The 22,931-nt window shown below is 66.8% G+C and carries 23 protein-coding genes and 1 tRNA gene; 12 read left to right on the top strand and 12 right to left on the bottom strand.

The window, feature by feature from the left end; translation table 11 throughout:
• Nucleotides 1-41: 41 nt before the first annotated feature.
• Nucleotides 42-407 (bottom strand): hypothetical protein, encoded by a 366-nt coding sequence (locus AB431_RS27140; protein ID WP_047332556.1) that lies wholly within the window; start codon nucleotides 405-407, stop codon nucleotides 42-44.
• Between the two features lie 43 nt (nucleotides 408-450).
• Between AB431_RS27140 and AB431_RS27135 the strand changes: the two genes are divergently transcribed.
• The 3 genes from AB431_RS27135 (at nucleotide 451) to AB431_RS27125 (ending at nucleotide 4,752) form a co-directional block, all read left to right on the top strand.
• Nucleotides 451-2,121 (top strand): FAD-binding dehydrogenase, encoded by a 1,671-nt coding sequence (locus tag AB431_RS27135; protein WP_047332555.1) that lies wholly within the window; start codon nucleotides 451-453, stop codon nucleotides 2,119-2,121.
• A gap of 327 nt (nucleotides 2,122-2,448) precedes the next feature.
• Nucleotides 2,449-3,159, top strand: coding sequence for a hypothetical protein (locus tag AB431_RS29690; RefSeq protein WP_144418381.1), 711 nt, complete (start codon nucleotides 2,449-2,451; stop codon nucleotides 3,157-3,159).
• A gap of 627 nt (nucleotides 3,160-3,786) precedes the next feature.
• A complete protein-coding gene (locus AB431_RS27125; protein WP_052960409.1) occupies nucleotides 3,787-4,752 on the top strand; it encodes an alpha/beta hydrolase in 966 nt (321 codons plus the stop codon).
• 61 nt (nucleotides 4,753-4,813) lie between these two features.
• On the opposite strand, the gene AB431_RS27120 is transcribed toward AB431_RS27125, so the two are convergent.
• The 4 genes from AB431_RS27120 to ponA2 all read right to left on the bottom strand — a co-directional run bounded on the left by AB431_RS27120 (nucleotide 4,814) and on the right by ponA2 (nucleotide 9,696).
• Nucleotides 4,814-4,887, bottom strand: a tRNA-Pro gene (locus AB431_RS27120).
• Nucleotides 4,888-5,127: 240 nt separating this feature from the next.
• The gene (locus AB431_RS27115) at nucleotides 5,128-6,246 is read right to left on the bottom strand and encodes a PLP-dependent cysteine synthase family protein (RefSeq protein WP_047332553.1); all 1,119 of its coding nucleotides are present in this window, start codon (nucleotides 6,244-6,246) and stop codon (nucleotides 5,128-5,130) included.
• Nucleotides 6,247-6,274: 28 nt separating this feature from the next.
• Nucleotides 6,275-7,231, bottom strand: a complete 957-nt coding sequence (locus AB431_RS27110) for a metallophosphoesterase (protein WP_047332552.1) — start codon at nucleotides 7,229-7,231, stop codon at nucleotides 6,275-6,277.
• Between the two features lie 38 nt (nucleotides 7,232-7,269).
• Entirely contained in the window at nucleotides 7,270-9,696 is a 2,427-nt protein-coding gene (ponA2, locus tag AB431_RS27105; protein ID WP_047332551.1) for a transglycosylase/D,D-transpeptidase PonA2, read from the bottom strand.
• Between the two features lie 293 nt (nucleotides 9,697-9,989).
• On the opposite strand from ponA2, the gene AB431_RS27100 reads away from it, so the two are divergent.
• The gene (locus tag AB431_RS27100) at nucleotides 9,990-10,343 is read left to right on the top strand and encodes a WhiB family transcriptional regulator (protein WP_047332550.1); all 354 of its coding nucleotides are present in this window, start codon (nucleotides 9,990-9,992) and stop codon (nucleotides 10,341-10,343) included.
• Between the two features lie 41 nt (nucleotides 10,344-10,384).
• Here the strand turns inward: AB431_RS27100 and AB431_RS27095 are convergent, their stop codons facing one another.
• Complete coding sequence (locus AB431_RS27095; RefSeq protein WP_047332549.1) at nucleotides 10,385-11,521, bottom strand: ArsA family ATPase; 1,137 nt, start codon at nucleotides 11,519-11,521, stop codon at nucleotides 10,385-10,387.
• Complete coding sequence (locus tag AB431_RS27090; protein ID WP_047332548.1) at nucleotides 11,518-12,537, bottom strand: ArsA-related P-loop ATPase; 1,020 nt, start codon at nucleotides 12,535-12,537, stop codon at nucleotides 11,518-11,520. The genes AB431_RS27095 and AB431_RS27090 overlap by 4 nt, the downstream gene beginning before the upstream one ends.
• Nucleotides 12,538-12,602: 65 nt before the next feature.
• Between AB431_RS27090 and AB431_RS30655 the strand changes: the two genes are divergently transcribed.
• From AB431_RS30655 to AB431_RS27080, 3 genes are read left to right on the top strand one after another with little or no spacing between them, the layout of a single operon-like run.
• Entirely contained in the window at nucleotides 12,603-12,764 is a 162-nt protein-coding gene (locus AB431_RS30655; protein WP_005138621.1) for a DUF4177 domain-containing protein, read from the top strand.
• Nucleotides 12,761-13,216 (top strand): RidA family protein, encoded by a 456-nt coding sequence (locus tag AB431_RS27085; RefSeq protein WP_047332547.1) that lies wholly within the window; start codon nucleotides 12,761-12,763, stop codon nucleotides 13,214-13,216. Before AB431_RS30655 ends, AB431_RS27085 begins: the two co-directional genes overlap by 4 nt.
• Nucleotides 13,213-13,995 (top strand): MBL fold metallo-hydrolase, encoded by a 783-nt coding sequence (locus tag AB431_RS27080; protein ID WP_047332546.1) that lies wholly within the window; start codon nucleotides 13,213-13,215, stop codon nucleotides 13,993-13,995. Before AB431_RS27085 ends, AB431_RS27080 begins: the two co-directional genes overlap by 4 nt.
• A gap of 7 nt (nucleotides 13,996-14,002) precedes the next feature.
• On the opposite strand, the gene crp is transcribed toward AB431_RS27080, so the two are convergent.
• On the bottom strand, nucleotides 14,003-14,677 hold the full coding sequence (gene crp / locus AB431_RS27075; RefSeq protein WP_005138643.1) for a cAMP-activated global transcriptional regulator CRP: 675 nt from the start codon (nucleotides 14,675-14,677) through the stop codon (nucleotides 14,003-14,005).
• 100 nt (nucleotides 14,678-14,777) lie between these two features.
• Complete coding sequence (locus tag AB431_RS27070; RefSeq protein WP_047332545.1) at nucleotides 14,778-15,077, bottom strand: hypothetical protein; 300 nt, start codon at nucleotides 15,075-15,077, stop codon at nucleotides 14,778-14,780.
• Nucleotides 15,078-15,302: 225 nt separating this feature from the next.
• Here AB431_RS27070 and nth point away from each other — a divergent pair, with 225 nt between their 5' ends.
• The 4 genes from nth to marP are packed head-to-tail and all read left to right on the top strand — an operon-like array spanning nucleotide 15,303 to nucleotide 18,624.
• Nucleotides 15,303-15,983 carry an endonuclease III gene (nth, locus tag AB431_RS27065; protein ID WP_047332544.1) on the top strand — a complete coding sequence of 227 codons (681 nt, stop codon included), beginning with the start codon at nucleotides 15,303-15,305 and terminating at the stop codon, nucleotides 15,981-15,983.
• A gap of 21 nt (nucleotides 15,984-16,004) precedes the next feature.
• Entirely contained in the window at nucleotides 16,005-16,646 is a 642-nt protein-coding gene (locus AB431_RS27060) for a TlpA disulfide reductase family protein (protein WP_047332543.1), read from the top strand.
• Nucleotides 16,647-16,666: 20 nt separating this feature from the next.
• Nucleotides 16,667-17,440 carry a CoA pyrophosphatase gene (locus AB431_RS27055; protein WP_047333844.1) on the top strand — a complete coding sequence of 258 codons (774 nt, stop codon included), beginning with the start codon at nucleotides 16,667-16,669 and terminating at the stop codon, nucleotides 17,438-17,440.
• Nucleotides 17,437-18,624, top strand: coding sequence for an acid resistance serine protease MarP (gene marP / locus AB431_RS27050; protein ID WP_047332542.1), 1,188 nt, complete (start codon nucleotides 17,437-17,439; stop codon nucleotides 18,622-18,624). The genes AB431_RS27055 and marP overlap by 4 nt, the downstream gene beginning before the upstream one ends.
• On the opposite strand, the gene AB431_RS27045 is transcribed toward marP, so the two are convergent.
• Together AB431_RS27045 and AB431_RS27040 are read right to left on the bottom strand one after the other, a co-directional pair.
• Nucleotides 18,617-19,573 carry an alpha/beta fold hydrolase gene (locus AB431_RS27045; protein WP_047332541.1) on the bottom strand — a complete coding sequence of 319 codons (957 nt, stop codon included), beginning with the start codon at nucleotides 19,571-19,573 and terminating at the stop codon, nucleotides 18,617-18,619. The genes marP and AB431_RS27045 overlap by 8 nt on opposite strands.
• A complete protein-coding gene (locus AB431_RS27040) occupies nucleotides 19,567-20,079 on the bottom strand; it encodes a phage holin family protein (protein ID WP_047332540.1) in 513 nt (170 codons plus the stop codon). The genes AB431_RS27045 and AB431_RS27040 overlap by 7 nt, the downstream gene beginning before the upstream one ends.
• A 192-nt stretch (nucleotides 20,080-20,271) precedes the next feature.
• Here AB431_RS27040 and AB431_RS27035 point away from each other — a divergent pair, with 192 nt between their 5' ends.
• On the top strand, nucleotides 20,272-20,937 hold the full coding sequence (locus AB431_RS27035; RefSeq protein ID WP_047332539.1) for a peptidase: 666 nt from the start codon (nucleotides 20,272-20,274) through the stop codon (nucleotides 20,935-20,937).
• Between the two features lies 1 nt (nucleotide 20,938).
• Here the strand turns inward: AB431_RS27035 and acs are convergent, their stop codons facing one another.
• Complete coding sequence (gene acs / locus AB431_RS27030) at nucleotides 20,939-22,897, bottom strand: acetate--CoA ligase (RefSeq protein WP_047332538.1); 1,959 nt, start codon at nucleotides 22,895-22,897, stop codon at nucleotides 20,939-20,941.
• Between the last annotated feature and the right edge of the window lie 34 nt (nucleotides 22,898-22,931).

Here is a 22,931-nt window from a genome sequence, read left to right as displayed (position 1 = left end):
GAGGCTGGAGCTAAACCCCAGACGTCACTTTAGTTGCGGCTTTAGTTGCGCGAGCAAGCGGAGATCAGGGCGTCCGGGTCAGTGACACTGACGAGCAGCGTGCGCAACGTCGTCGGGACGCCGACCACCTTGGCCTGTACCGGCGGATCGATATTCAGCTCCACGACGCCCTTCGACGAACCGTTGACCAGCCAACGTCCGCGCCAGCCATGTACGCCCCAACCGAGGAACGGTCCCTTCGCCGGCTTGGCGTCGGTGATCGATGCCAACGGGACGTCGGCCGAGAAGCCCCAGCCCATCGACACATGCAAGACGCCGTCGGCGATGGAAACGTCGCAGCGGCCGGGGCCGAGGCCAAGCGGGGTCGCCAGCGGGCGGTACCACCGATCGAAACTAACTTCCGTCATGGGGGGACGATAATCCTCTCTCGACACCGAAGGGCTCTGATCCATGGACGCAGATGTCATCGTGGTCGGCGCCGGCCTTGCCGGCCTCGTAGCCACCCACGAACTGACCAGCCGCGGCAAAAAGGTGCTGCTGCTCGATCAGGAGAACGAAGCCAACCTGGGCGGGCAGGCGTTCTGGTCCTTCGGTGGGCTGTTCCTGGTCGACACTCCCGAGCAGCGCCGCCTGGGTGTGAAGGACGGCTTCGATCTCGCCTGGGGCGACTGGTCCGGCAGTGCTCAGTTCGACCGGGTCGACGACGAGGACAGTTGGGCGGTGCGGTGGGCGCGCGCTTACGTCGAGTTCGCCGCCGGGGAGAAGCGCTCGTGGCTGCTCGGGCACGGCATCAGGTTTCTGCCCACCGTCGGCTGGGCCGAGCGTGGCGACTTACGTTCCGACGGGCACGGCAATTCGGTGCCGCGTTTCCACGTCGCCTGGGGCACCGGCACCGGCGTGGTCGAGCCGTTCGTCAACTCGGCATCAGCCGCTGCCGAGCGGGGACTGGTGACCTTCCGCCACCGACACCGGGTCGACGAACTGGTCATCGCGAACGGCGCCGCCACCGGCGTGCGCGGTACCCGCCTGGCGCCCGACGAGGCACCTCGTGGCGCACCATCGAACCGGGACCCGTTGGGCGAGTTCGAGTTTCATGCACAAGCCGTGATCGTCACCTCCGGCGGTATCGGCGGGAACCACGAGATCGTCCGGCGCCACTGGCCGCAGCGGATGGGGACGCCGCCCACGTCGATGATCACCGGAGTGCCGGCCTACGTCGACGGCCGGATGCTCGACATCGCTGCCGACTCCGGTGTGCGGCTGGTCAACCGCGACCGCATGTGGCATTACACCGAGGGCGTGCAGAACTGGGCCCCGATCTGGCCCGGGCACGCGATCCGGATTCTGCCGGGTCCGTCGTCGATGTGGTTCGATGCGCTGGGCCGCCGGCTGCCCGCGCCCTACCTACCCGGCTACGACACCCTGGGCACTCTGCGCTACCTGCGCAGCACCCCCGAGATCGCCGGCTACGACCACAGCTGGTTCATCCTCACCCAGAAGATCATCGAGCGGGAATTCGCGCTGTCAGGCTCCGAACAGAATCCCGATATCACCCGCAAGGACCGGGCCGGGTTTCTGAAGGAACGGTTGTTGAGCAAGGGCGCACCGGCACCGGTGGAGGCCTTCAAGCGCAACGGCGCGGATTTCGTCGTGGCCGACGGACTCGACGAATTGGTGGCGAAGATGAACACGCTGACCGACGAACCGCTGCTGGACGCCGGCGCCATCCGCACGCAGATCGAGTCGCGCGATCTGCAGATGGCCAACCCGTACGCCAAAGACGCCCAGGTACAAGGCATCCGGAATTCCCGGCGGTACATCGGGGACCGCATCGGCCGGACCGCCGTACCGCACCGGATCCTCGACCCGGCAGCGGGGCCGTTGATCGGGGTGAAGCTGCACATCCTGACGCGGAAAACCCTCGGCGGCATTCAAACCGATCTGTCGTCGCGAGCCATGGGACTGGATGGCAGTCCGATCGACGGACTGTACGCGGCGGGGGAGGTCGCCGGCTTCGGCGGCGGTGGCGTGCACGGCTACAACGCGCTGGAGGGGACGTTCCTCGGCGGCTGCCTGTTCTCCGGTCGCGCCGCGGGCAGGGCGGCCGCGGCAGCTCTGTGAGGTCGGGACGATCGCACGGGACCCCAACACCTGCGCGGTCAGACCTTTGCGGTGCCGGACCACTTCGGGCTGGGGGCTCCCGTAACGACATCCCGATCGCGCTGCCCAACCAAGCGGTGCAAGTCGCCATCGTGGCCGACAACGCCCGCTATTGGCGGTTGCGCTGCCGTAAACGCCTACCGTTCGGAGCCTCGGATGATGACGAGGTCGGGCCATCTGAACGAAGTCGCTTCAGCGTTGCTGGGATAGCTGTCGCTACCTTAGAAAATTGTAAGTGTCGAATTACGGCTCGGCCCGATAGTATGGCCCAAGCAGGAAGGGGCCGAGATGAGCCTTCGACATACACCGCTCCGAGCGGTGGCCGCCACATCCTTGACGGTGGCGGCGTTGTTTGCGGCGGCCGGTATGGCATCAGCCGCACCCAGTCAGCCGAAAGACCAAGGGCCCAGTAAGTCGACCGACCAGGGGTCGGATTTGCAGACCTACCTCGACAGCTTGACGAGCGCCTACGACAGGACCATCGGTCGTTCCGTTACCGAGGCGCGCGAGTCGGCCACCGAGCAAATCGGGACCAACGTCGGACTGGCAATCGGCGTACCGATCGCCAATGGTGCGATCGGTGGCGCGACGGCCGTGGCAGGCGCTGCGGCCTCAGCGGCGACCTACGCGATCGTTCAGAACGCGTTCAACAAGCCCGCGTCCGCGGCCGCAGTAGCCCCGGCAGCAGTGGCCCCAGCCGCTGCATCACTGCCGGCATTGAGTGCGCCCGCGTTGGCGCCGGCGCCTGCGGTTGGTCTGCCGTCGCTGCCGCCGCCGCCTGCGCTTGGTGGGCCAGCATTGCCGCCGCCGCCTGCGGTTGGTCTGCCTGCGTTGCCGCCACCGCCCGCGGTGGGTCCGCCGGCATTGCCCCCGCCACCCGCGATCGCGCCACCGCCACTGCCGCCGCCGCCGTGGGTTCCGTTCCTGCCGGGCTCGCCGCCATTGCCGGCCCCGCCGGCTCTGCCGGGCCCGCCGCAGCTACCGCCGCCGCCGTTCTGACGCGCGGTCGGTGAGGCTGGACCATTCGGCGCATTGCATCGATGTGGTCCGGGTAGTCGGGTCGCCTGCTGATCGACTTCGCCCGCAGACGTAGTTCCGTTTGGCGACGGTGGTCGCGAGGTCGACCAGGTTGGGGCTCAACCCCTGCTAGGTTCAGCATCGGCACAAAGTCGTGCAGTCCTCAGTCGGGAGGGTCGGGCCATGGCAGCAGGTGTGTTCGTCGGGCGGATCGGAGGGCTTGCCGCCGCTCTCGGGGTGGGTGCGGGCATAGCGCTGGCGGCCCAGGGTGTCGCGTGGGCCGATACAGGATCGGCCTCGGCCGGGCCGTCGTCGTCAGCCTCGTCTACCAAGAACACGCCCGCCGGTTCTGCCTCCAGTGCGCGAGACAAGACGCGGGCGAATTCGCAAGCGGTGTCCGTGGTTTCGAACCGCGCACGCGCTGCCGCCACGGTTCCCGCGCCCCGTGCGCCGAACGTCGTCGCGGTGGCCCTGTCGGTCTTGGGCGCCACTCGGCGCGACGACCAAAACGCGGACTCGCCCGCTTCGGTTACCGGAAAGCCTACCGTAACAACATCTTTGGCGGCCGGCTCTACCACTGAAGTCTTGACCCATGCATCATCGGCGAGGGTGACCGCAACAGCGGAGGCACTCACCGCGGACGTGGCGACCCCGCCGGTCGACGAGAGTTTGTACAGCGGGCCGCCGCCGACGATCTTCCAGCGCGCAGTGGTCGTCGGGTTGCGGGTCATCAACTTCGTCACAAGGGCACTCAATCTGCCGTTCAGCTTGAGTGGTACCAGCGCACAGATTCCGTTCTTCACCGACGGAACGCCCGACTTCTTCCTGCTGTCCGGGATCAAGGCGGAGCAGACGGAATACAACGGCATGGCCGTGTGGACGCTGACACCGCGGGACCCGAGCGGTCAGTACGTCGTCGGAATCCACGGTGGTTCGTTCATCGGTCAGATCAGCATCTTCCACTGGTGGACCTACACCGACATGGCTCGTAACACCGGTGCGACGATCGTGGTCCCGCTGTATACCCTTGCCCCCCTTGGCACTGCGGCAACCGACATCCCGGTCATGGCGGACTTCATCAGCGCACAGATCGCGGCGCACGGCTCGGACAACGTCAGCGTGATCGGCGACTCGGCGGGCGGCAACATCGCGCTGGCCGCACTGCAGGAGATCGTCAAGCGCAACGGGACGCAGCCGCACCGCCTCGTCCTGATGGCGCCCGCCCTCGATCTGAGTGACACGTTCGGAAACCCGGTGGATGACCCCCTGCTGGGCAATCCGCACGACGGGCACGACAACAACCTTTTGTCGTGGGTGGGTGACCTCGACCCCACCGACCCCATCGTCAGCCCGATCTTCGGTTCGTTGGGCGGACTGCCGCCGACCACCGTGTACTCGAGCTCCCGAGACCTGCTGACCCAGCAGGCGCTGCGACTGCGCGACAAAGCGACGGCGGCCGGTGCGGACTTCACGTTCGTGCTCAGGCAGGGCCAGTTCCACGACTGGACGATCTTCGCGCCGCTGCCTGATGCCTACCGCGAGCGGCCGGGGATCTACCAGGCACTGGGCCTCTAGGGCAGAAAAAAGAAAGAAGCCTCAACCGATTACTCGATCGAGGCCCTGTACTTTTTCGCGGTCGGGGTGGCGGGATTCGAACCCACGACCTCTTCGTCCCGAACGAAGCGCGCTACCAAGCTGCGCCACACCCCGCGTGAAGCCACGACAGCGTATCGCACGCAACCGGTGAGAAGCCAAACGGCTTGTCGGACCGTCGGCCAACTTCACGGCGTGTCGCGGGATGGATCTGACTTGTCGGTGGCGTTATGGAAACTGACGGCGACATAAATGCGCCGAGCAGCGAAAGGTGGGGCGGATGATGACCGCTTTGGGGGCCGTGGTGTATGGGGGTTTCTTCCTGCTCGCAGCGCTGTGGCTGGTGGTGACCGGCGACTATGACGTCGCCGACGAGCCGGACCAGACCCAGCCGCAGGAGCGTTCGAACTCGGCCAGCGCGTCTGCGTACTCGCCGGGGTTGAGGTTGTGAGCGGCTAACCAGCCGGCGTCGTAGTAGGTGTCCGCGTAGCGGTCGCCGCTGTCGGCGATCAGGGTGACCACCGAGCCGCCGGCGCCGGCCGCGACCATCTCGGCCAGCAGACCGAACGCACCCCACACATTGGTGCCCGTCGACGGTCCGACCCGGCGCCCCAACACCCGCGAGACGTGGTGGGCCGCCGCAATCGACGCAGCATCAGGCACACTCACCATCCGGTCCACGATCTCCGGCAGGAACGACGGCTCCACCCGCGGGCGCCCGATGCCCTCGATCCGCGACGGCTGTCCAGTGACGATGTCGCGGCCCTGCGCGTAAGACGGGAAGAACGCTGAGTTCTCCGGGTCCACCACACACAGCCGCGTCTCGTGGCGTCGATACCGGATGTAGCGTCCGATCGTGGCGCTGGTGCCCCCGGTACCCGCCCCGACGGCGATCCACGTCGGGACCGGATGACGTTCGGCGCTCATCTGGTGATAGATCGACTCGGCGATGTTGTTGTTGCCCCGCCAGTCGGTGGCGCGCTCGGCATTGGTGAACTGGTCCAAGTAGTGGCCGCCGGTCTCGTCGGCGATCCGCTGAGCCGCGGTGTAGACCTCACCGGGTGAGTCGACGAAGTGGCATCGCCCGCCCTGAGCCTCGATGAGCTTCACCTTCGACGCGCTCGTCGAGGTGGTCATCACCGCGACGAACGGCAGGCCCAGCAGCGCAGCGAAGTACGCCTCGGACACCGCCGTCGACCCCGATGACGCCTCGACGACGGTCGTACCTTCGTCAATCCAGCCGTTGCACAGCCCGTAGAGAAACAGCGACCGCGCCAGCCGGTGTTTCAGGCTGCCGGTGATGTGCGTCGACTCGTCCTTGAGATACAGCGCGATGTCTGCGTCGACGCACCACGCAGCCGGTAGCGGGTAACGCAGCAAGTGGGTGTCCGCGCTGCGGCGGCTGTCTGCCTCGATCAGCCGGATGGCGTTGTCGGCCCAGTCACGCGGCCGGGAGTGGGCGGCGACAGTTGTCATCGCCGGCTGGGACAGCAGGCGGCCGCGGTCACCGCACCGAGGCGGTGGGGCTGGAGCGCACCACGTTTCGCGTCTCGTCGTGCCCACCGGTCGGGGCCGCCACCAGAGTCAGCAGGGTGGCCTCGGGACGGCAGCAGAACCGGAACGGAGCGAATGGTCCGGTGCCGATGCCCGCCGACACGTGCAGCGCGGTGTCGGTGCCCCAGCGGGACGCCCCCTTGACCCGGGAACGGTCCAGGTCGCAGTTGGTGACGAGGGCGCCGTAGAACGGCAGGCACAGCTGCCCGCCGTGGGTGTGGCCGGCCATGATCAGCTGATAGCCGTCGGCGGCGAAGCGGTCCAGCACCCGGGTGTAGGGCGCGTGGGTGACACCGAGGCTGAGATTGGCCGTCGGGTTGGGCGGGCCGGCGATGGTCTCGTAGCGGTCCCGACCCAGATGCGGGTCATCGACGCCGGCGGCGGCGATGCTCAGCCCCGCGACTTCGAAGTCACGACGGTTATGGGTCAGGTCCAGCCAGCCGCGCTCGGTGAACGCCGCACGCAGGTCCTGCCACGGCAGCGGCTTGCCGTGCACCCGATGATCGCGGTCGTAGAGGTACTTGGCGGGGTTCTTGAGCTTCGGGGCGAAGTAGTCGTTGCTGCCGAACACGAAGACGCCGGGCACCGACAGGAGGTCGCCGATCGCCTGCACGACCGCGGGCACCGCCTTGGGGTGCGACAGGTTGTCGCCGGTGTTGACCACCAGGTCGGGCTCCCAGCGCGCCAGTTCACGCAGCCAGGCCTGCTTGTGCCGCTGGGTCGGGCGCATGTGGATGTCGCTGAGATGCAGCACTCGCAACGGGGTGGAGCCGGGCGAGAGCACCGGCATGGTCACCTCGCGGACGACGAACGCGTTGCGTTCGATCACCGTGGCGTAGCCGACCGCGAGTGCGGCCGAGCCGGCGGCCGCGAGGGCGGACGACTTCACTGCGGACGGCACAGACATGTGCGCCAGAATACTGTGCCCGGCCGTCCTTCACCCGATCATGGCGGCGGCGGGGCCAGCAGTGGCACCGTGATCGGCGGCAGGCCTGGGATCTCGACGACGGTCTGCCCGAAGGGTGCACCGTCGACCCCGGGTATCGGTGGTGCTCCCGGCGGGGGTGGCGGCGGTGCAGGCGGGATGCCGTTGCTGATCTGGATCGTGATGATCGAGCCCGGAATGGTCTGCCCGCCCGGCGACGTGCCGACCACCGTGCCGTACGGCGCCACGCTGTTGACCGGGGTGGCCTGATCGGCCACCTGGAAACCGGATTCCTTGAGTCGGCTGCGTGCGGCGTCCTGGGTCAGGCCCGAGACACTGGGCACCCGGGAGCCGGGGCCGCCGTCGACGTAGCGCGGGTCGGTCGGTGGAAGCCCGACGTCACCGAAGTTCCGGGCGATCGGTTTCATCGCGGTGAACCACGTCTTGGCGGGCTCGTTTCCGCCGTACAAGTTCCCGTCACCGCACTGCCGCAACGGGAAGGAGCACAGATCCGAGGGCGTGGGCGAGTCGTCATAGATATAGGCGGCCGCCGCGTAGCGGTTGGTGTAGCCCAGGAACCCGGAGGACCGGTGCGCCTCGGTGGTACCGGTCTTACCGGAACTCGGCAGGTCCCAACCCACCGAGCGGGCGGAGCCGGCGGCGGTACCGCTGACGTCGTCCTTGCCCAGGGCGTTGGACAGTGTGTTGGCCAGACCTTCGGGCACCACCTGGTCGCAGGTCTCGGTGGTGACCGATACCTCGTTGCCGTTGCGGTCATAGAGCTTGTCGACCGGGTTGGGCGGGCACCAGGTGCCGCCGGAGGCCAGCGTGGCCGCCACATTGGACAGCTCGAGGGCGTTGACCTGAATCGGGCCCAGGGTGAACGAGCCGAGGTTCTGCCGTTTGATGAAGTCGGCGAGGCTCTCGTTGGTCTCCGGGTCATAGGGGCGCGCAGTGCCCGGTTCGGCGTAGGAACGCAGGCCCAGCTTGACCGCCATGTCGACCGCACGCGGCACACCCACCTGCGAGATCAGCTTGGCGAAGGCGGTGTTGGGCGACTGGGCCAACGCATCGGTGACGCTCATCGATCCGCGGTAGTTACCGTCGTTCTGCACGCACCACGTCTCGCGCGGGCAGCCCTTCGCGCCGCCGCTGCCCAGGCCCTTGGCTTCGAACCGCGCGGGGGCGTCGAGGTTAGCGTTGATACCCATGCCCATATCCAGTGCGGCGGCCGTGGTGAAGATTTTGAAAATCGAACCGGCGCCGTCACCGGCGAGCGAAAACGGTTGCGGCTGCATGGTTTCCCCCGCCGCGGAGTTCAGCCCGTAGGTCCGGTTGCTGACCATCGCGACCACCGGGTGGGCGGTCTTACCGGGCAGCACGACGCTCATCACGCTGGCGATGCCGTTGATGTCCGGCGCGGCAAGCGAATCGACGGCACCCTTGACCGAGTTCTGGACATCGGGATCGAGGGTGGTCTTGATCAGATAGCCGCCCTTGGACAGCTGATCCTTGCTGATACCGGCCCGGGCCAGATACTCCTGGACGTAATCGCAGAAGAATGCGCGATCCCCGGCGGCGATGCAGCCGCGCGGCAGTTCGTTGGGCTGCGGCAGAATGCCCAGCGGCTCCTGCTTGGCGGCCCGCAGCTCGTCCGCCTTGTCGGGAACGTTGTCGATCATGGTGTCGAGCACGAGATTGCGCCGGGCCAGTGCCCCGTCCGGGTTGGTGTAGGGATTCAGCGTGCTGGTCGACTGCACCATGCCGGCCAGCAGCGCGGCCTGCTGCCAGTTCAGCTGTGAGGCGTCGACACCGAAGTAGGTCTGCGCCGCGTCCTGGATGCCGAAGGCGCCGTTGCCGAAGCTGACCAGGTTCAGGTAGCGAGTCAGGATCTCGGGCTTGGTGAACGTCTTGTCCAGCGTGAGCGCCATCCGGATCTCGCGCAGCTTGCGGGCCGGGGTGGTTTCGACGGCCGCTCGCTTCTCGGCATCGGTCTGCGCGATCACCAGTAGCTGATAGTTCTTGACGTATTGCTGCTCGAGTGTGGACCCGCCGCGGGTGTCGACGTCGCCGGAGGCGTAACCGGCCAGACCGGTCAGCGTGCCTTTCCAGTCGACACCGTTATGTTCGGCAAATCTCTTGTCCTCGATGGACACGATTGCCAGCTTCATCGTGTCGGCAATTTTGTCGCCGGGGACCTCGAACCGGCGCTGCGAATACAGCCATGCGATGGGATTGCCCTTGGCGTCGACCATCGTCGTCACCGCCGGCACTTCGCCTTCGACCAGTTGAGCCGAACCGTTGGCCACCACGTCGGAGGCGCGATTCGAAATCAGGCCCACGCCGCCGACCACGGGAAACAGGAGCGCTGCCAGTATCACGGCGGCCAAAAGGCAGCACCAGGCCAGCTTGATGATCGTGGCCCCGGCCGGCGGGCGTTCCGACATGAGTAACAGAGTAACGAGAGACCGGGACGGGTCTTGCGCAGCATCCCTCGGCCCGCGAGGATATCGAACGGTATTTACGCCGGAGTCAGAAAAAGCCAGTTCATGATCGGTCTGGACGGGCGTCCCAAAAAACCTGAGATCTAACTGTTGCGCAAAAGATACCTGACCACCTAACTTAAACAGACAGTGCGATACAGGTAACACTCCGAGTCGCAATGTGGCGTAGATCGCATACGCGGCCTACACCAGAAGATTGTCAGCCGCAGACAGCGGCCGGACGAAGGGGATCGTCGGTGTCAGGTATTCGGACCGCTGTTCGCAAGCAAAGCGCAGCGCTTTTGAATGGATCCATCCACGGTGTAGACGGGGAAGCCCGGATCGCGTGGGTTTCGCGAGCTTTGTGTCGCTCAACCGACCCTGACGAGCTGTTTGTCCGCGGCGCTGCCCAGCGCAAAGCCGCGGTCATCTGCCGTCACTGTCCAGTCATGGCCGAGTGTGGCGCGGACGCGCTCGACAACCGTGTGGAATTCGGAGTGTGGGGTGGCATGACGGAGCGTCAGCGCCGTGCACTCCTCAAGCAGCACCCCGAAGTGGTGTCCTGGTCAGAGTTCTTCGCCGCGCAGCGCAAGCACCGCAGCGTCAGCTAACTTTCGCCCTGAGTCCCGGCCGATCGGCCGGGACTCTTTCTCTACCCAGTCTCCCCGGTGATCTGATCGGCGATCGCCTGCAAGGCGTCGAGATCGGACACGTCGAACGGTAGCGACGGCACGCCCACCACCGGAACGTGCGGGTTGGCGCCCGTGAACCGCGACAGCAGACGAACTTCCCGCTTGGCGGTCTGCGCCCGGTCGGCGTGGATCTGCAAAACCGCCGCCGCGAGCTGATTCCCGTTGTTGTCCAGTCCCTCGGCTTCCAGCGCCGCGACGCCGTCGACGGCGCGCTCCACGGTCAGCGCGGACAGCGTCGGGTGGGTGCGGTTCAGAATCAAGCCGGCGAGCGGCATGTTCTCCTCCGAGAGCCGATCGACGAAGAACGATGCCTCCCGAAGCGCGTCCGGCTCGGCGGCCGACACCACGACGAACTGGGTGCCGCGGCGCTTGAGCAACTCATAGGTGCGGTCGGCCTTCTCGCGGAAGCCGCCGAACGTCGAATCCAATGACTGGACGAACGCCGAGGCGTCGGACAGCATCTGCGACCCGAGGATCGTCGACATGGCCTTCATCGCCAGCCCGACGACGCCGGTCACCAGCTTGCCGAAGCCACGCCCGGGTGCCAGCAGCATCCGCCAAAGCCGGCCGTCCATGAAGCTGCCGAGCCGTTTCGGTGCGTCGAGGAAGTCCAGTGCATTGCGCGACGGCGGGGTGTCCACCACCACCAGGTCCCAGCGGTCCTGCCCGAGCAGCTGGCCGAGCTTCTCCATGGCCATGTATTCCTGTGTGCCGGCCAGGGACGTGGCGACCGTCTGATAGAACTGGTTGTCCAGAATCGATTGTGCGCGTTCGGTTCCCGAGTATTCGACGACCATCTCGTCGAAGGTCCGGCGCATGTCGAGCATCATCGCGTGCAGCTCACCGGACACCTCGGGAGCCAACGGCACCCGCTGCGGCGTGTTGCCGAGTTCCTTGATTCCCAACGCTTGTGCCAGCCGCTTGGCGGGGTCGATGGTCAACACGACGACGGTGCGGCCATACTCGGCGGCTCGCAGCGCCATCGCCGCCGCGGTGGTGGTCTTACCGACGCCACCCGCGCCGCAGCACACCACGACCCGGTTGGACCTGTCGGCCAGGATCGACTTCATGTCGAGCGCCGGGGGCGTGGTACTCATCTGACTCCTTGCTGTGCAAGCGTTTCCGCCAACTCGTACAAACTTCCCAGATCCACGCCTTCGGCGATCGTCGGCAGTTCCAGCCGTGGCACCTCCAAGCGGTCGAGCTGCTCGGCGCTCTCGGCGCGGGCCTTGATCCGGCTTGCGTGCTCGATCGTCTCGGTCAGCAGCCCGGCGAAGTCGGCGTCACCCAAGGTGATCCCAGCCGTCTGGAGCCCGGCGCGTACGGCGTCGGCGTCGACGTCGCCCTCGGCGGCCTTGGTGAGGTCATCGGCCGGCAGGATCGGCGGGATGTTGCGGTTGACGATCACGCTGCCGATGGGCAGGCCGAGGTCTTTGAGTTCCTCGATGGCCTCGATGGTCTCCTGGATCGGCAGCGCCTCGAGCAGGGTCACCAGATGGATCGCGGTCTGCTCGGAGTGCAGCAGCTTGACCACGCCGTCGGCCTGCGAGTGCACCGGACCGCCCTTGGCCAGATCCGACACGGCCTTGGTGACGTCGAGGAACCGGGCGATCCGGCCGGTCGGGGGAGAGTCGACAACGATCGCGTCGTACGCCGGCCGCTTGTTGCGGTCCAGCCGCACCACCGACTCCTTGATCTTGCCGGTGAGCAGGACGTCACGCAGGCCCGGCGCAATCGTCGTCGCGAACTCGATAGCGCCGATTCGGCGCATCGCCCGGCCTGCGAGGCCGAGGTTGTAGAACATGTCGAGGTATTCCAGGAACGCCGCCTCGATGTCGACGGCCAGCGCGTTGACGTGGCCGCCGCCCTCGGCCGTGGCGATCTTCAACTCCTCATAAGGCAGCGGCGGAACGTCGAACAGCTGCGCAATGCCTTGCCGCCCTTCGACTTCCACCAGCAGGACCCTGCGGCGGCCGGCGGCGAGGGTCAGTGCCAGCGCCGCCGCGACCGTGGTCTTGCCGGTGCCGCCCTTGCCGGTCACGAAGTGCAGCCGCGCCTTGGTCAGGCGGGAGGGCCAGGCCAGGGAGCTTCCGTCGCTCGGTGTGGTCGCCATCTGTGCATGCTAACGAAGCCGCGGCAGGCCCCTGCGGCAACGGTGGCGGGCGATAAGCTTCGGCCATGAGCCAACCGACGACGTGGGAGTACGCCACGGTGCCATTGCTGACCCACGCGACCAAGCAGATTCTCGATCAGTGGGGGGCCGACGGCTGGGAACTCGTCGCGGTCCTTCCCGGTCCCACCGGTGAACAGCACGTGGCTTATTTGAAGCGGCCCAAGTGACCGCATCCCAGCGGCTCGCCGAGCTCGGCCTCACCCTGCCGACGCCCGCCAAGCCGTTGGCGGCCTACGTGCCGGCGGTGCGCACCGGCAATCTCGTCTACACCTCCGGCCAGCTTCCGACGGAGGACGGCAGCCTGATCTTCACCGGCAAGGTCGGCGCCGAGGTGACCGCGGAGCAGGCCAAGCAGGCCGCTCAGCTGTGCGCGCTGAACGCGCTGGCCGCTGTCGACGCGCTGGCGGGCCTCGACAACGTCACCCGGGTGGTCAAGGTGGTCGGCTTCGTTGCGTCGGCGCCGGGCTTCACCGGTCAGCCCGGCGTCGTCAACGGGGCCTCTGAGTTTCTGGGCGAGGTGTTCGGTGGGGCCGGCGCGCACGCCCGGTCCGCTGTCGGCGTATCCGAGCTGCCGCTGAACGCACCGGTCGAGGTCGAGCTCATCGTCGAGGTGGAATGACTCATCCGGCGTATGGCGTACTGCGGCCGGTCGTGCAGACCGACACGGTGACGGCCTCCGTTTTGCTGTGCAACAACCCCGGGATCATGACGCTGGATGGCACCAACACCTGGGTGCTGCGGGGGCCCGGCAGCGACGAGATGGTGCTCGTCGACCCGGGTCCCGATGACGACGAGCACATCGGCAAGCTCGCTGAGCTCGGCACCATCTCCCTGGTGCTGATCAGCCACAAGCACGAAGACCACACCGGCGGCATCGACAAGATCGTCGAACGAACCGGTGCGGTGGTGCGATCGGTGGGCAGCGGATTTCTGCGCGGGCTGGGCGGTCCGCTGAGCGACGGTGAGGTCATCGATGCCGCCGGGCTGCGGATCACCGTGATGGCCACCCCCGGTCACACCGCGGATTCGCTGTCGTTCCTGGTCGACGATGCGGTGCTGACCGCCGATACCGTGCTCGGTCGCGGCACCACCGTGATCGACGACGAGGACGGCAGCCTGACTCAATACCTCGAGTCACTGCGCCGGCTGCAGGGGCTCGGACCGCGCGCGGTGCTGCCCGGGCACGGCCCCGACCTCGCGGACCTCGAAGCCGTCACCACCGCGTATCTGTCGCACCGCGAAGAGCGGCTCGATCAGGTACGGCAGGCCCTGCGGGTGCTCGGCGACGACGCCACGGCGCGCCAGGTCGTCGAACATGTCTACACCGACGTCGACCAGGAACTCTGGGACGCGGCCGAGAAATCGGTGCGCGCCCAGCTGGACTACCTGCGCCGCTAAGCGGGCCCTAGCGCGCCCGCCGCGCCAATCTTTCGGAGTCGCTGATCAGCACGCTCTTGCCCTCCAAGCGGATCCAGCCGCGGTGGGCGAAGTCGGCGAGCGCCTTGTTGACCGTCTCGCGCGAGGCGCCGACCAGCTGGGCGATTTCTTCCTGCGTGAGGTCGTGGGTGACCCGCAACGCGCCGCCCTCCTGGGTGCCGAACCGCTGAGCCAGCTGCAGCAGCTGCTTGGCGACGCGCCCCGGCACGTCGGTGAAGATGAGGTCGGCGAGGTTGTTGTTGGTGCGGCGCAGGCGACGGGCCAGCACGCGCAGCAACTGCTCGGCGATTTCCGGACGGTCGGCGATCCACGCGCGCAGCGCGTCGCGATCCATCGAAACGGCGCGCACCTCAGTGATGGTGGTGGCGCTGGACGTCCGCGGTCCCGGGTCGAAGATCGACAACTCGCCGAACATGTCCGACGGGCCCATGATCGTCAGCAGGTTCTCCCGGCCGTCCGGGGAACGGCGGCCGATCTTCACCTTCCCGGAGATGATGATGTATAGCCGGTCACCCGGCTCGCCTTCGGCGAACACGGTGTGTCCCCGCGGGAAGTCAACCGGCTGAAGCTGTTTCGTCAGCGCCGAAACAGCGCTGGGTTCAACTCCCTGGAAGATTCCGGCCCTCGCCAGGATCTCGTCCACGTCGCCCCTCTTAAACTCTTCGATGATGTGAAATGCGCAGGCCAGCTGTATTGCTAAGCCATGTCAGTCTAGTCGTTGCCGGTCTTTCGACGTGCCAACGCTACACACGATTGGCGTACTGAGTCCGGCGAAACTGCGGATTGGGACGCGCATGGGCATAGGTCCGCGTAGGCAATCCGGGTTCGTCATCGCTCAGGCAGGACTGGACCTCGACCCGTCTGGGCGCGATTTCTGTTCCCGGCGGCGCCTGCGCGACCGGCGTTTTCGCCGTCCGCTCCAGATACTCGGTGACCTCGTCGGCGGCGGTGCGTTCGACACGCAACGCTTCTTCGAGTCTTTGCAAACCGAAGGTTGAAAGCATCAACAGCCCGGGGACACACACCGCGAGCAACCAGGTCACGGGGGAAAGTAAACACGCGCAAGGTCTCAGCGGGATCACGAATTGTCACCGGTCAGTCCGCGGCTTGACGGACCGCGTCAGTACCCTTGCAACGTGACCACGGACAGCCCGTCAACCAGGCGCAAGGCCGCTGGCGGCGCTGCGAAGCCGCCGGCGTCGAGCACGGCGGAGGCAAAGAAGTGGAATTCGGAAACCCATCTTGGCCTCGTCCGGCGCGCCCGCCGCATGAATCGCACCCTGGCCACGGCGTTTCCGCACGTGTACTGCGAACTCGACTTCACCAATCCACTGGAACTGGCCGTCGCCACCATCCTTTCGGCCCAGTCCACCGACAAGAGGGTCAACCTCACCACCCCGGCGCTGTTCAAGAAATACCGAACCGCCAAGGATTACGCCCAAGCCGACCGGACTGAGCTCGAGGAGCTGATCCGGCCCACCGGCTTCTACCGGAACAAGGCCAACTCGCTGATCCGGCTGGGTCAGGAACTCGAGGAGCGGTTCGACGGCGAAGTGCCGCGCACGATCGAAGAACTCGTCACCCTGCCCGGCGTGGGGCGCAAGACCGCGAACGTGATCCTGGGCAATGCCTTCGACATCCCGGGTATCACCGTGGACACCCATTTCGGCCGGCTCGTACGCCGCTGGCGCTGGACTGCTGAAGAAGATCCGGTCAAGGTCGAACACATCGTGGGCGATCTGATCGAGCGCAGCGAGTGGACATTACTGAGCCATCGCGTCATCTTTCACGGTCGGCGGGTATGCCACGCCCGAAAGCCGGCCTGCGGTGTGTGCGTGCTGGCCAAGGATTGCCCGTCCTTCGGACTCGGACCGACCGATCCGCTCATCGCCGCGCCTCTGGTGAAAGGCCCCGAAACCGAGCACTTGCTGGCGCTGGCCGGGCTCTGATTTTCCGGCCTGCACTCACTGATGAAGACGTCGACCCGCTGGACGCTGGTGGTGCTCGCTGTGGTGGCGACACTCATCGTGGCCTTTGCTCTCGAGCTCGACGACACCCCGGCCGGCCCCGCAGGTTCGCCGGGTGCCCAGGTGTCGCGGACCCACCGCGACGCCGACACGCCCGAGGCGCTGGCCGGCCCGCGACAGCGCGCCGATCTACCCCCCTGCCCAGCGGCAGGCGCCAACCCGGGGCCGCCGGAGCTGCGCGGCATCGTCGTGGAGTGCGCCGCTGACGGGGCACAGGTCGACGTGGCCCGGGCTCTGGCCGGGCGCCCGGTGGTCCTCAACCTCTGGGCCTATTGGTGCGGACCGTGCGCGGAGGAACTCCCGGCGATGGCGGATTACCAGCGCCGAGCAGGTACGGACGTCGCCGTGGTGACGGTGCATCAGGACGAGAACGAGACGGCTGGTCTACTGCGGCTGGCCGAGCTCGGCGTGCGCCTGCCCACCCTGCAGGACGGTCAACGCCGGATCGCCGCAGCATTGGGAGTGCCCAACGTCATGCCCGCGACCGTGGTGCTGCGCGCGGACGGTAGCGTTGCCAAAATCCTGCCGCAGGCGTTCACCAGTGCCGACGAGATCGCCGCCGCGGTGAAGAATGCATTGCAGTGACGACAAACGAGAGAGACGCGGTGACCCAGGGTTCCTCCCGCTCGGCGGCCTCGGTTGCGCTCACCCCGCAGTACCGGCCGCCCTGGCTGGCGCCGCTAGTCGACAACGTCGACCGGGTTCCGCACGCGTATCGCCGCAGGGTGCCGCCCGAGCTGCTGGCCGCGGTTGTCGAAGCACGGGATGCCGGTAGCAGCGCGCGTGACGCCGCCGTGCTCGTGCTGTTCTCGGGACCGACTTCCGGTCACGGGGACGGCCGGTTGCCCGACGATGCCGACCTTTTGCTGACCGTTCGGGCCGGCTCGCTGCGCCACCACGCCGGGCAGGCCGCGTTCCCCGGGGGAGCGGCAGACCCAGAAGACAACGGTCCGGTCGCCACCGCGCTTCGAGAAGCGCAGGAGGAGACCGGCATTGACCCGGGGCGGTTGCACCCGCTGGCCATCCTGGAGCGAATGTTCATCCCGCCCTCCGGTTTTCACGTCGTGCCCGTACTGGCGTACTCGCCGGACCCGGGACCGGTGGCCGTCGTCGACCGCGGCGAAACGGCCCTCGTCGCGCGGGTTCCGGTGCGTGCGTTCATCAATCCTGAGAATCGGCTGATGGTGTACCGCACCGGGGCCGGGCGAGGTTTGGCCGGGCCGGCCTTTCTGCTCAACGAGATGTTGGTGTGGGGGTTCACCGGCCACGTAATCTCAGCGATGCTCGACGTGGCCGGGTGGTCGCAGCCGTGGAACACCGAAGACGTCCGGGAGTTGGACGAGGCGATGGCGCTCGTCGGAAGTGAGGAGCCCCTGTGACGAGTTCGCAATGGCTGGACATCGCCGTGCTGGCGGTGGCGTTGGTCGCAGCCATCTCGGGCTGGCGATCCGGCGCGCTGGGCTCCCTGATGTCGTTCGTCGGCGTGATCCTCGGTGCTATCGCCGGGGTGATGCTCGCTCCTCATATCGTCAGCCACATCAGTTCGCCACGGGCCAAGCTGTTTGCCGCACTGTTTCTGATCCTGGCGCTGGTGGTCGTCGGCGAGGTGGCCGGCGTGGTACTCGGCCGGGCCGTGCGTGGCGCGATCCGCAACCGCGCCGTTCGCACCGTCGACTCGGTGATCGGCGTGGCAGTGCAGCTGCTCGTGGTGATGGTCGCCGCGTGGCTGCTGGCCAGCCCGCTGACATCGTCGGACCAACCGAATCTGGCTGCTGCGACACGCGGCTCGAAAGTGCTTGCCGAAGTGGACAAGTACGCACCCGAGTGGCTCAAGGCGGTGCCCAAGCGGATGTCGGCGCTATTGCGCACGTCCGGTCTCCCAGATGTCTTGCAGCCGTTCGGCCGCACTCCTATTCAGGCCGTCGACGCCCCGGACGCCTCGCTGGCCGACAGCCTGGTCGTCTCAGGCGCGCGGGCGAGCGTGGTGAAGATCCGCGGCGTCGCCCCGGGGTGCCAGAAGGTGCTGGAGGGCACAGGTTTTGTGATCGCCCCGAACCGGGTGATGTCCAACGCGCACGTGGTCGCCGGGTCCGACAGTGTCACCGTGGAGGCCGAGGGACAGACCTACGACGCGACCGTCGTCTCCTATGACCCCAACGAGGACATCTCGATTCTGGATGTGCCGAACCTGCCGCAGCGTCCGCTGGTGTTCGCCGAGCAGCCGGCCAAGTCCGGCACCGACGCGGTTGTGCTGGGCTACCCCGGTGGCGGTGAGTTCGCGGCGACCCCGGCGCGGGTCCGCGAGACGATCGAGCTGAACGGACCGGACATCTACCGCACGACGACGGTCAATCGTGAGGTGTACACGATCAGAGGCACTGTGCGTCAAGGTAATTCGGGCGGCCCGATGATCAACCGGGCGGGCCAGGTGCTCGGCGTGGTGTTCGGCGCGGCGGTGGACGACAACGACACGGGGTTCGTGCTGACGGCCAACGAGGTGTCGCGTCAGCTGGCCAAGATCGGCAACACGGCCAAGGTGGCGACCGGGGCGTGCGTCACCTAGTCGGGTCGTAGAGCTGCCCGAGGAATCGCCGCAGGTGTCCGTTGACCACGTCGGGGGCTTCCTCGTGGGCGAAGTGCCCGATACCGGCTACGGATACGAACCGCCCGCGCGGCGCGTAGCGCTGGGTGCGCTCCACCGGGTCCGCGAGCACGTAGGGGTCGGCGTCGCCGCGCAGGTGCAGCATGGGAACGTCTAGCGGGCGGTTCATCAACTTCATGAATCGCCAACCTTCGCTGCGTAGTTGGCTGCGTACCGCCCAGCGCTGGTATTCCAGGGCTGAGTGCGCGGCCGATGGGATCTGAATCGCCCGGCGCATGTGGGCAATCGTCTCCGAAAAGTCTTCGGAGGCAAGCCATTTACCTGATGCACGGCTACGCACCAGATCCTCGAGGAATTCGGCGTCATGCCGGGTGAGTGCGCGCTCAGGCCATATCGGCAGCTGATAGCGCAGCAGCGTGGGTAACAGGGTGCGGCCCTGATCGCGCCGGCGAAGAGCCGACGCCCGCAGCGCGGCGGGATGTGGTGAACTCACCAGTGCGATGGCGCGCACCACCCGCGGGTGCAACACCGCCGTGGCCCAACAGACCAGCCCGCCGTCGGCGTGCCCGACCAGCGTGGCCGAGCTATGACCGAGCGCACGGATCAGTCCGGCGGTATCTCCGGCCAGCGTCCACCCGTCGTAGCCGCGCGGTGGTTTGTCGCTGCCGCCATAGCCGCGCAGATCGACGGCCACCACTCGCGCACCGGACAGTCCGCGCAACTGGTGGCGCCACGACCACCAGAACGAGCCGAAGCCGTGCAGCAGGATCACCAACGGTTGGGACGTACCGGCCGCCGACTCGGAGCCGTTCAGGGCCTCGACGCAGTGGAACCGAATACCGTTGGCGTGGACGTCGAAATGGCGCCACGGGCCCGCGATGCGGGCGACGGACGGATCGGGAATCACCAGCCGGACGGGTCAGTGGGCGGCGCGGCGCCCGGGGTGACGGCCTTGCTCGCCGACCTGTCGTGGCCCGGCGTGAACGCCTCGCGGGCTTCCTTGACCGATTCGATCGTCTTCTGCGGTCCGCGGATGCGGCGCACCTTCAGATACCCGAGCAGACCGAACACCGCGGTGGTGACGACCATCAACACGAAGACGATCAGGAAGGCCACCCAGCGCCACAGCCAGGTGTCGAGCAGCTCCGCGAGGAAGAAGAACAGAAAGAACGTCGAGTAGAACAGCACCACCAGTGCGAGGATGAAGAACACGCTGCCGGTCAGGCCCTTCTTCACATCGCGAGTGATCTCGGCCTTGGCCAATTCGACCTCTGCGCGCACCAGGGTCGACATCTGCGCGGTGGCGTCCTTGACCAGGTCGCCGACGGAGGGGTTGGCCGGTAGCGCGTTCGGGTCCACCAGGGGGATCGAGGTGACGGTGGTGGGTACACCGGTCGTGCGATCGCCATTGCTCACGGCTGTCCTCCAACTGTTCGCTGTCGTCGCGGTTCATGTTGCCATGCGACGCCCGCAGCGGGGATACCCACTGAGCTGTTACGCAAGTTACGCGTGTGGTCAGGCTAGACTCGCCCTGTTGGGGCGGACTTTGGATGGAGGTTGCCAGTGACGACCGCGCAGCGTGTGCGTCTGACAGCGGGAGCCGTTGTCATGGCCTTCGTCGCCCTGATGTCCGGCGTAGCCCCGGTTGCTGCGGCCGACGGCAAGGTGCCGATGGGCGGTGGGGCGGGCGTCGTCGTCAACGGCGACACCTACTGCACATTGACGAGCATCGGCAACGACAACACCGGTGCGCTCATCGGGTTCACCTCCGCGCACTGCGGCGGCCCGGGCGCTCAGGTCTCCGCCGAGGACCGACCGGCCGACGGTGTGATCGGCACCATGGTCGCGGGTAACGACGCGCTCGACTACGCGGTGATCCGGTTCGACCCCGACAAGGTGGCGCCGATCTCGAACTACAAGGGCTTCGTCATCGACGGCATCGGTCCGGACCCGGTGTTCGGCCAGATCGCCTGCAAACTCGGGCGCACCACCGGCTATTCCTGCGGGGTCACCTGGGGCCCCGGGCAGGATCCAGGCACCATCGTCAACCAGGTGTGCGGCCAGCCCGGCGACTCGGGTGCCCCGGTGACGGTGAACAACAAGCTCGTCGGGATGATTCACGGCGCCTTCAGCGAAGACCTGCCGACCTGCGTGGTCAAGTTCATCCCGCTGCACACTCCCGCGGTGACGATGTCGATCAACGCGGTGTTGGGCGATGTCGCCGGCAAGAACCGGCCCGGCACCGGTTTCGTCCCCACGACCGCCGTCGGTTGAGTCAGGTTTTGCTGGCTCGGATCGCTTCGAAGACTCCTGGATCGACCAGGGTCGAGGTGTCGCCGAGTTCGCGTCCTTCGGCGACATCGCGCAGGAGTCGGCGCATGATTTTGCCGCTGCGGGTCTTGGGTAGCTCTGGGACGACGTGGATTTCGCGTGGCTTGGCGATCGGGGAGATCTCCTTGGCGACCTCGGCGCGCAGTTCGTCGACCATCTGATCGGTCGGCATCTCGGCGTGGTGGGCCTTGAGGATGACGAAGGCGCAGATCGCCTGTCCGGTGTGCTCGTCGGTGGCGCCGACGACGGCGGCCTCGGCGACCCCGGCATGCCCGACGAGCGCGGACTCCACCTCGGCGGTCGAAATCCGGTGTCCTGACACGTTCATGACGTCGTCGATGCGCCCGAGCACCCACACTTCACCGTCGCTGCCGTAGCGGGCACCGTCACCGGCGAAGTACCAGCCCTGCTCGGCGAAGCGCGCCCAATAGGTCTCGGTGAACCGCTGCGGGTCGCCCCAGATCCCACGCAGCATCGCCGGCCACGGCTTGTCCAGCACCAGATAACCGGTGACGTGCTCGCCGTGATCGGGGCTGGGCTCCAACTCACGTCCGTCGTCGTCGACGATCTTGGCCGAGATACCCGGCAGCGCCCGCATCGCCGACCCCGGTTTGCAGTTCGTCACCCCGGGCAGCGGCGAGATCATGATCGCGCCGGTCTCGGTCTGCCACCAGGTGTCCACGATCGGAGTCTTCTCGGCGCCGAACACCAAACGGTACCAACGCCACGCCTCCGGATTGATCGGCTCACCGACCGAGCCCAGCAGCCGCAGGCTGGACAGGTCGTGTTCGAACGCCAGCTCGCGGCCCCACTTCATAAACGTGCGGATCAGCGTCGGCGCGGTGTAATAGATTGTCACACCGTACTTTTCGATGACCTGGAAATGGCGGTGCTCATCAGGGGAGGCCGGGGTGCCCTCGTACACCACCTGCGTCGCCCCGTTGGACAGCGGCCCGTACACGATGTAGGTATGCCCGGTGACCCAGCCGATATCGGCTGTGCACCAATACACATCGGAATCGGCCTTGATGTCGAAGACGTTGTAATGGGTGTACGACGCCTGGGTCAGATAACCACCCGAGGTATGCATAATGCCCTTGGGCTTACCGGTGGTGCCCGAGGTGTACAGCAAAAACAGCGGCTGCTCGGAGTCGAACGCCTCCGGGGTGTGCTCGGTGCACGCCGTGTCCACCGTCTCGTGCCACCACCGATCCCGCTCATCGGTCCAGTCGACGTCAATACCGGTGCGGCGCACCACCAGAACATGCTCCACACACTGTTGCCCCGTGACGGCCTCATCAACAGCTTCCTTCAGCGACACCGCCTTTCCGCGCCGATACTGCCCATCAGTTGTGATCACCAACTTGGCCTCAGCGTCCTCGATCCGGGCCCGCAACGCCGAGGCCGAAAACCCGGCGAACACCACACTGTGCATCACCCCCAACCGGGCACACGCCAGCATCGCCACGATCGCCTCCGGCACCATCGGCATGTAGATCGCCACCCGATCCCCCGCGACCAACCCGAGATCAGTCAAGGCATTGGCAGCCTTGCACACCTCGTCCTTGAGCTCGCCATAGGTGATCGTGCGGGCATCGCCGAGCGGCTCACCCTCCCAATGAATAGCGACCCGATCCCCATGACCCCCTTCCACATGACGATCCACACAGTTATAGGCGACGTTGAGCGTGCCGCCGACGAACCACTTCGCGAACGGCGCACCCGACCAGTCCAGCACCTCGGTGAAGGGCCTCTCCCACGACAACCGGTTGGCCTGATCAGCCCAAAACGCCAACCGATCCACCTCCGCCGCGTCATACAGGGCGGCAGTGGCATTAGCAGTCGCGGCGAAATCAGCCGACGGTGAGTAACTGGTCGGAACTTCGGTGTGCGCCTCGGTCATGCCTGTGAGCCTAGTCACCGATCGGAGGTCGTAC

This window comes from Mycobacterium sp. EPa45 (assembly GCF_001021385.1).
Taxonomy (GTDB): Bacteria; Actinomycetota; Actinomycetes; order Mycobacteriales; family Mycobacteriaceae; genus Mycobacterium.
Note: the sequence above shows the minus strand (reverse complement) of the source record. Positions and strands in the feature narration are given on the sequence as shown.

What these genes read in the sequence shown, in the direction of transcription:
- AB431_RS27140 (WP_047332556.1), bottom strand. Translation starts at nt 407, where the DNA reads ATGACGGAAGTTAGTTTCGATCGGTGGTACCGCCCGCTGGCGACCCCG.
- AB431_RS27135 (WP_047332555.1), top strand. Translation starts at nt 451, where the DNA reads ATGGACGCAGATGTCATCGTGGTCGGCGCCGGCCTTGCCGGCCTCGTA.
- AB431_RS29690 (WP_144418381.1), top strand. Translation starts at nt 2,449, where the DNA reads ATGAGCCTTCGACATACACCGCTCCGAGCGGTGGCCGCCACATCCTTG.
- AB431_RS27115 (WP_047332553.1), bottom strand. Translation starts at nt 6,246, where the DNA reads ATGACAACTGTCGCCGCCCACTCCCGGCCGCGTGACTGGGCCGACAAC.
- AB431_RS27110 (WP_047332552.1), bottom strand. Translation starts at nt 7,231, where the DNA reads ATGTCTGTGCCGTCCGCAGTGAAGTCGTCCGCCCTCGCGGCCGCCGGC.
- ponA2 (WP_047332551.1), bottom strand. Translation starts at nt 9,696, where the DNA reads ATGTCGGAACGCCCGCCGGCCGGGGCCACGATCATCAAGCTGGCCTGG.
- AB431_RS27095 (WP_047332549.1), bottom strand. Translation starts at nt 11,521, where the DNA reads ATGAGTACCACGCCCCCGGCGCTCGACATGAAGTCGATCCTGGCCGAC.
- AB431_RS27090 (WP_047332548.1), bottom strand. Translation starts at nt 12,537, where the DNA reads ATGGCGACCACACCGAGCGACGGAAGCTCCCTGGCCTGGCCCTCCCGC.
- AB431_RS30655 (WP_005138621.1), top strand. Translation starts at nt 12,603, where the DNA reads ATGAGCCAACCGACGACGTGGGAGTACGCCACGGTGCCATTGCTGACC.
- AB431_RS27080 (WP_047332546.1), top strand. Translation starts at nt 13,213, where the DNA reads ATGACTCATCCGGCGTATGGCGTACTGCGGCCGGTCGTGCAGACCGAC.
- nth (WP_047332544.1), top strand. Translation starts at nt 15,303, where the DNA reads ATGAATCGCACCCTGGCCACGGCGTTTCCGCACGTGTACTGCGAACTC.
- AB431_RS27060 (WP_047332543.1), top strand. Translation starts at nt 16,005, where the DNA reads ATGAAGACGTCGACCCGCTGGACGCTGGTGGTGCTCGCTGTGGTGGCG.
- AB431_RS27035 (WP_047332539.1), top strand. Translation starts at nt 20,272, where the DNA reads ATGGCCTTCGTCGCCCTGATGTCCGGCGTAGCCCCGGTTGCTGCGGCC.
- acs (WP_047332538.1), bottom strand. Translation starts at nt 22,897, where the DNA reads ATGACCGAGGCGCACACCGAAGTTCCGACCAGTTACTCACCGTCGGCT.